This is a genomic window from uncultured Paraglaciecola sp. (assembly GCF_937123705.1).
GTDB lineage: Bacteria > Pseudomonadota > Gammaproteobacteria > Enterobacterales > Alteromonadaceae > Paraglaciecola.
The window spans coordinates 1-7,320 of the sequence record NZ_CAKZKO010000162.1; the positions used below are offsets into that span (position 1 = coordinate 1).

General features: G+C 47.7%; 10 protein-coding genes. 3 read left to right on the top strand and 7 right to left on the bottom strand.

What is annotated here, in order from left to right:
• Nucleotides 1-339: hypothetical protein (locus tag Q0688_RS21630; RefSeq protein ID WP_299082325.1), on the bottom strand; the 339-nt coding region annotated here is incomplete at its 3' end.
• Nucleotides 340-691: 352 nt separating this feature from the next.
• On the opposite strand from Q0688_RS21630, the gene Q0688_RS21635 reads away from it, so the two are divergent.
• The 3 genes from Q0688_RS21635 to Q0688_RS21645 all read left to right on the top strand — a co-directional run bounded on the left by Q0688_RS21635 (nucleotide 692) and on the right by Q0688_RS21645 (nucleotide 1,787).
• Complete coding sequence (locus Q0688_RS21635; protein WP_299082327.1) at nucleotides 692-1,228, top strand: STY4526/YPO1902 family pathogenicity island replication protein; 537 nt, start codon at nucleotides 692-694, stop codon at nucleotides 1,226-1,228.
• A 96-nt stretch (nucleotides 1,229-1,324) separates the two neighbouring features.
• Complete coding sequence (locus Q0688_RS21640; RefSeq protein WP_299082329.1) at nucleotides 1,325-1,564, top strand: hypothetical protein; 240 nt, start codon at nucleotides 1,325-1,327, stop codon at nucleotides 1,562-1,564.
• Nucleotides 1,565-1,568: 4 nt separating this feature from the next.
• Nucleotides 1,569-1,787 (top strand): hypothetical protein, encoded by a 219-nt coding sequence (locus Q0688_RS21645; RefSeq protein WP_299082331.1) that lies wholly within the window; start codon nucleotides 1,569-1,571, stop codon nucleotides 1,785-1,787.
• A gap of 46 nt (nucleotides 1,788-1,833) precedes the next feature.
• Here the strand turns inward: Q0688_RS21645 and radC are convergent, their stop codons facing one another.
• The 6 genes from radC to Q0688_RS21675 form a co-directional block, all read right to left on the bottom strand.
• Nucleotides 1,834-2,325: a DNA repair protein RadC gene (gene radC / locus Q0688_RS21650; protein WP_299082333.1), complete on the bottom strand. Its 492-nt coding sequence runs from the start codon at nucleotides 2,323-2,325 to the stop codon at nucleotides 1,834-1,836.
• A gap of 113 nt (nucleotides 2,326-2,438) precedes the next feature.
• Nucleotides 2,439-2,912 carry a DUF3577 domain-containing protein gene (locus Q0688_RS21655; protein ID WP_299082335.1) on the bottom strand — a complete coding sequence of 158 codons (474 nt, stop codon included), beginning with the start codon at nucleotides 2,910-2,912 and terminating at the stop codon, nucleotides 2,439-2,441.
• A 212-nt stretch (nucleotides 2,913-3,124) separates the two neighbouring features.
• Nucleotides 3,125-4,681 (bottom strand): conjugal transfer protein TraG N-terminal domain-containing protein, encoded by a 1,557-nt coding sequence (locus tag Q0688_RS21660; protein WP_299082337.1) that lies wholly within the window; start codon nucleotides 4,679-4,681, stop codon nucleotides 3,125-3,127.
• Nucleotides 4,682-4,685: 4 nt separating this feature from the next.
• On the bottom strand, nucleotides 4,686-5,030 hold the full coding sequence (locus Q0688_RS21665) for a hypothetical protein (RefSeq protein ID WP_299082339.1): 345 nt from the start codon (nucleotides 5,028-5,030) through the stop codon (nucleotides 4,686-4,688).
• A 10-nt stretch (nucleotides 5,031-5,040) separates the two neighbouring features.
• Nucleotides 5,041-6,390, bottom strand: a complete 1,350-nt coding sequence (locus Q0688_RS21670) for an integrating conjugative element protein (protein WP_299082341.1) — start codon at nucleotides 6,388-6,390, stop codon at nucleotides 5,041-5,043.
• Nucleotides 6,387-7,320 (bottom strand): TIGR03756 family integrating conjugative element protein (locus Q0688_RS21675; protein WP_299082343.1); only part of this gene is annotated, 934 nt, incomplete at its 5' end. The genes Q0688_RS21670 and Q0688_RS21675, both read right to left, overlap by 4 nt.

Consider the following 7,320-nt stretch of genomic DNA (forward strand, 5'->3'; position numbering starts at 1 on the left):
AATGTATTGATCAGATCGAACCTGGGACTCCCTCACTAAATCATGCTCTGAAGTAACCAAAAAAGCACAGCTGGCCAACCAAGAAAAAACCATCAAAACAAGACTAAGGATTCCATAATAGAGGCTTCTCTGACGCTGAGACCAAAAGAGATATTTTCCTATATCAATGCAACACCCAATTAATATAAACAAAGCTGCTAAGAATACAGTTTTCCCCCAACCTTCTTGGTCGGGCAAGGCATCAACAGTCACGCCAGAAAGAGACAAGGAAAACAGACTTGTCAAAATCATACTGACAAGACAGAAAATAGCTTGGGTGATCTGAACCAAACGAAGCATAAAAGAAGCCACAAAATATTTTGTAGCTCTAAATGGTCGCCAAGACCACTTATAACAACAATCCGATAGTTAACAGACCATCAATAAACTTTCCATCTAACGATATTGATCAGCGTCTCAATTGGTAACGCCTTGATCCAGCCGATAATTACAAATGTGAACTGCATCACACAGCTTTCGGCAAATCAGTAGCTCACGAGTCAAACCGCATTCTGTTGAGGCATCACGGGCAATACTTTCTTTTCGTTATGAAAAGTTTCTCAACGTTATTTTCCTTCGTTGTCAATAGTATGGAATTGCTACCGAACAACATGGACTGACCAACCGTCAGGGAACGATGGAGTTACGATTTATGGCTAATTTTGAGGATAAGATGTGTCGCTCTGCAGCTAAAACATTGATGTCATCCCTAGAGTCTCTTCACTCTATTCATTTTGAAACGCAAGAGCTTTCCGATGAACTACTCACCACGCTATCCAAACTCAATCTCACCGAACAAAAATCGCTTATAAACCGCGCTCGCTACTTTCTCAAAGTGGGCGTAGATGAAAAAGCACTGACAAGACAGCTAAAAGAGCTGGAAGACAAACGCGAAGAGCGTGAGTTAGAAGATATTTATCTTTTTCATGGCGCACCATTGGTTCTTATGCGTCGGCTATTCGGCATGCATGCTTCTGAGTTTTCCCGTCTCCGGACTATCCTTAATATTCGAGGTGCAGGCAGCGGCAGACCTCCTTTATGTGATGAAGGGACTGACCATTTGGTCTGGAAGACCTGGTTACACCACAAGCAACTGGATGAACGTGAACGTTTTCTCCAAATAGCAGACGAAACCGGCCTCGATTTTCATCTCATCTGGAGCGCTTTACGCGATCATATTGATACCTGACCATCAAAAATGTCGCCTTGATACCTCTCTTCTATTGCTAAATACAGTATAATTAGACATCCCTAAATGGGCTCCAACCTTTAAGGAGAACAATGGATGTTTACCAATAACTCTTTCCGTATTTCTTACCTAATAGCAATATTGCTTTTGTCCACCACGGCAAATGCGGGACAAACTTGGGAATACCTGGTCAAAACCTACCCCTTGCTCGGCAATGATGGTGCACTGACCCAAACACTGAATAAGTTAGGTCAACAGCAGTGGGAACTCGTAAATTGCGCCAAAGGTAGCGCTAAACTTACCTGTATTTTTAAGCGCCCGGCAAAAGGTACCTAACGCGATGAGATGGATCAAAGCGCTTTGTTTATTGATTACGGCACTAATTACCGGTGTACTTAGTCTATGCTGGCGTACCTTGGTGTTTTTAATTGATCTAATCGATGGCGGCGATGACGAAAATGACCACGCCCCAACCGACAGTATTATTCATTACAACCACCGGAGTGGTGAGATTGATCCAGTAAAACGTACTGACGGCCTTTACGACAATAAACTATAGAAAATGCCCGTAAAACCGAAGTTCTACGGGCATTGGGTTTGATCAACTAAAGCAATCCTCGCTCAGCAAACGATTCCACTGTCTCATCACCTACAATAAAGTGATCCAGCACCCGGATATCCATCAATGACAAAGCCTCTTTCAGCCGTTGTGTGATACTTCTATCACTCTGGCTAGGCTCAGCCACTCCCGATGGATGATTGTGAGCAAAAATCACTGCAGCAGCATTCACCTGCAAAGCGGCCTTGACCACTTCACGGGGATAAACACTGCAACCATCAATGGTGCCCGCAAACATTTCCCGATATTCAATCAGTCTATGTTGGCTATCAACAAACAGGCAGCTAAACACTTCTCGCTGCTGACCTGCTAGTTGTAAGCGCAGATAATCGCGTACTTCATGCGGGGAACTAAACACCTGGTCACGGGTTTTCAATCGTGCATAGAGCAAGTGCTTGGCTTCAGCAATCAGTTGGTTTTCCTGCTCGAATGCCGTTTCGGTAGAATACATTTCATTCGAAGGTTTAACGGTTTTCATAATGTGCTCCCATAGGAATAGGGAACACACCAGGTCCTTATGGGAACGGTGGTTCCCATAAGGATGGAGTGGACAGCATATTAACGCTAGATCAATACTGCCCTGGTGGCGTGTTATCCATTTGCGACTTGAGGCGTGTCCTCATGATCATCAAAAGTACGTTGGTCTTCATAGACCAGTTCACCGTTAATTTTCATGGAATGAATACGCGTCAAGAAGCCACCTATCGCAGCCCCCAATTCACCGGCACGTTCACCTTGTTTATAGATGAATGCTTTGGCACGAGGGTTAGCCATATTGAAGCGAATCAGCACATTGGCATCCTCGGCTTCGATAGCTTCCCGGTGTTCTAACACAACACCGAGCACGGTTTCAGACGAAATAACGAGATCATGATATTCATAATGCACGTTATCCGCTGGCCCCTGGATAACCGATACTTGAGCTGCATAGCGCTCAGGTTTACCTTCAGCACCGAATTCACGAATGCTGTTCAGATAACCGATGCCATTGGCATACTCGTTGAAGTACCGATTGTTTTCTGCAGTAGCAGAGGACGTTGTTGTATTTTCAGTTGGTTTACTCATAGCAGTGCTCCTGATTCAATGAGTTGATGTGATAAAAAGAGCCGCCGACCCAATGGGGCAACAAGCTCCCCGGTTGGGTGAGTGAACAAACAGATCATTCAGTATTTCCGTAGGAATTACTGCATACCACGCCGAAGCGTTGATCCGGGTATGTAAGGTGCTATTGAGACAGCAATAGCGACTGTTGGTAACTGTTAGGCTGGCTGACAACATCATTTACTTGCCCCTTTCTTCCCCTTAAAACGCCCTCCTAGTCTGGGATTAATACGCCCCGCCCCGGCTGTGCCACGGGTGATCGCCTGGGTAGCACCATCAAGCTGAGAGGCGGCTCGAATACCTGCCAAACCGAGGTAAACGGATAGCAGTAACGGCAACACTAAATACAGCCCACCAGTGAGAAAGTTAAGAATGATCCGCTTGAGCGTGAGGTCAATGCTAAACAGCGTGGTCACGCTGCCGGGAGCAGGGTAAAACGCCTGAATTAAATTTTGATCCACCCACCAGGCAAAGAACCACAATACTGTCCAGAACTTCACTGTAAACAAGATCAATGCGCCGATAATCAATAAAGAAAACTTGTAGCGGCTGATCAAAATGAAGAACGGCAGCAACGCGTAGAGTCCCATCAGGATCAGCGCTTGCACCATCGGTGCCGCTTCAAGGAAGACGCGCAAATAGGCGGCAAAAGACACACTGGTCTTTCCAAGGCCGTAAGCAGCCAGACCTTGTTGCGCAGCATTCTGCACCGATACCATCACCCCAGGCTCCCCGACGCTGAAATCGACCATATTCCCATAGGCGAAGTCGTAGCCGCGAGTAGTCCAACGCGGCGGAGAATTAATCAATGCAATTTGTATAACCGCATCGCGACGTGGCGCAGGGTCCCACCCCGGTTCAGCGGCAGCAGAGAGTAAATCGAGATCACCTAGCTCATTAAGAATTGATTGTTGAATGCCTTGCCACCATTCTGTGCAGAATGGCTTTCCATAAACAGGGTTATTAGACGCATCCCACTCTACGTCCCTGAGGGCTGACCAAGGGTATCCTTCCCTGACGGTATCAGCACGAATGCTATCGTAATATCCCGGTATTTCCTGATACACATGCGAGCCAATCCAATCAGGGTCACTCTCACCATAACGATTTAGCAATGCTGTAATTGCTGCACTGCTGGGACGTTCGGCCAGGTATTTTGATCGCGCCTCAACGAAACAGTCTCGAAAGAAATCGTTGATCTCATGTTGCAAATTAGGGTCTTGAATGGATGCATCGCGCAATTCATCGACATACCCCCGAAAATCCAAAGTGGGTGGTACATTTTCCATCACTGCGCGATTAAAACCCGAACTAAAACTCATCACCGCATACCAGAACACGGGCACGCTCACAGTAACCGGTGCGGCATTAAACGAAATGCCTCCCCCATAGGTAGTGCGTGAGTTATTGACCGTCGCCACTGGCTGTGCAGGTGTTCCAATGACCGCGCGTGGAGTAAACGACAAATCGACAGCATTCAGCGGTGTCGCCGGTACAGCTGCAATCAAGATCACGAAGAAGGCCACAAAGAACTCCACCTCGACAATACGTAATGTGGTATTACCCGCTTCCTCAGCATCTTCACCCGCATACGAGCGAATAATAGTATCGAGAAGAATACCCAGAAAAGGCAGAAACACGATGCCGGTAGCCACCAGCACGTCCCAAATACTGTTATAAAACAGCCAACCAAATAGCGTGGTGTAGAGTTCAAGCGTACTATCAACAGCCATACTATTAAGCCACCCAGTCCAGCAAAGCCGCTAAAGGATTCTGAACAATCAAACATTCATAAAGAATGATCAAAATAATTAATGGGCGACGACTTGCTGAGGATGAAGAGTCATGCCGATGATCACGGGTAAGATGGCAGACAAACCGAGGCCAACACAGCACCAGCAAACTATAGATACCAGCGCGCCACCAACCCAACGGCAAGTTCGCGACCAGTGAACCTATCGCCTGAGGAGGCTGCGAACTCCCCCAGATACTGACCGCGACGCCCACTATGAGTAGTAATACCAACGCAGCGGAGGTATATCCCCAGAGCAAGAACTGTCTCTTTAAAGCGGCAAATTTCATTGCTCTGCTCTCATTGTTCAACACTGCCATTTTTCAGGGGACGAGGATCAGTCGGTACTGTGGCAGGCGTATTCACAGACGATTGCCGGATCGCATTGTCCCGCAGCAATAGCTCTACAACGGTCGAAGTAACAAATTTATCGCGGGCATCTTTCTCGAAAATCACATTACTGATTTCGCTTTCCAGCTCATCCAGCGCCTGGATTACCTCTTGCTGCGCAATCTCATTCGCTGCGACATAGCCCTCTTTGCGACCTGCCAATAGCAAACGACGAATAATCATGGCCTCTTCCATGACCCGTGCCTCGGCAATCTCCTGGCTAAGCTTATTAATCACAATTGATATTTCGTCGGGAGACTGATTTCGAATCGCCAGAATGACTTGCAGCGTCACCGCGATACCCGGCGCTTCGACTTGCTCCAGATTTACCCGTGTAGGCTGCGTTGAACCTGAAACCAGACCCATTAACAGCTGCACGATATCTTCAGTAGTCTCCTCAATATAGGGAATCAATCCTTTTCCAGGCCTTGTCCCTTTGGTACAGCTGTCACAGAGACCTACCTCAATCTCACCCAGTACATTATTGATCCACCGGTCAACCGCGTTAGGACCGGCAAAATGCTGAGCAAGAGGTGCGCTACCAGGCAAGTTACTACTTGTTTCGGGAGGCCGTTGCGACAATATATTCAATCCAGCTTTGGCAACATCTGACAGCACGCGAATCGGCGGCTGGTTAACACCACCCGCCCTCAGACCACCGACCCATTCAATCCCCTCGTTAGGCGCATCTTCTGCATCGTCGACCGCATCGTGAATATTGGCTCCACCGATACCTACTGAACGCTTCCAGGAATCGCCCCAACTGACTGTAATCCACTCATCAAAGGGGTTTGTGTTATTGGCGATCTCGTATTGAATACGCTCACAGCTTTTAGTGGCCAGCGAAAAGGATTCGTTGGCGCGCAATAAGGCGTTTTGAAACAGGTCATACAAGCCCGGATTTGCCTTTTGAAGAATATAACCAGGCAAATTTGCTATCGCGGCTGTGGCTGCCAATTCAATGGCATTGACTGCGTTATCGACACCGTTTCTTAAATTGTCCAGTGAACTTTCGATAGCCACCATTGGATCAAAACCGCTGCAACTGAGTGCAGAGGCCTGTCCGCTTAGTGATAAATCAATCGTAGTGATATTGAGGCTGGGGGGAATTGCAATATCCCGCCCTCCACCAATCTTGTAATAGAACAGGCTATCGTCACTTGGCGCTTCTGCGGCAATTAGCGGGTGACAGGTTATAAAACTAACAACCAAGATTATTATCTGCCGACAAAACCGGGGGATCACATATTCAAGAATCATAAGCAAATCCTCACCGGAACGGTAAATAAGTAAGCACCTTGTGCCTCACAACACTCGTAGGGACGCCACAAGGTGAACGCGTATCGGTTATCTTCGGAATGACGCCCTTCGGACCAGGACGTACTCAACACATCGTTTTCACCAAAGGCATAACATTGCTCATCAACTTCAGGAGCCAGCATTTGCCATACCCCCGTATCCGGATCATTCTCAACCAACTCGCCCGGTAACCAGGTACGGTTGTAACCATTACCATCAAGTGCGTTATAGACATGGGGTTGGCGGGTTTGGGTAACGATATTGCCAGCCCGCTGTGCAACCACCGCAGCCGCTTTGGCATCATCCTTTTGATTGATAAATCCTGTACGCGGCCAAACCGGCCCCCATTGTTGCTGGATTCCATCGCCCACGACACGCCGACCGGGTAGCAGGTTTTGCAAATACAACATCTCGGGCAAACCAAGACGCCAGGTCAATGCATCCAGAGAAGAGAGCAGGTAGGGATTAAAAGACTCAGCTTCGGACGGGCAGTAATACCCTGTGTTGCCGATAAAGTCAGAAACTGAGGAGAACGGGTGACCAATCGCGGTCACTTCTTTGAATCGCAGACTCTGATCAGTCGCTGAACTTCCTCCTTCAACACGGTGCCCTCCACCAACAAAGGCTCCATGAAAGGTGCTAACAATCCCACTGACTATGCCGGAATCTAACGAACCAAATAACGACTCCATTTCTTGCCAAGGATTATCACCGGGCTCGTCATAGACACTCACCACCAAATCCGGGTTGTAGTGCGCGACGCGAATACTGGTCTCAATAGAGCATTCATAAATACTGCAACGCAGCCAGACACAGACACCAGTAATGCAATAGTTCAGGCAGGAACGATCCAATGTGATTGCGCCAACAATATCCGCAGTCGTTATCGTC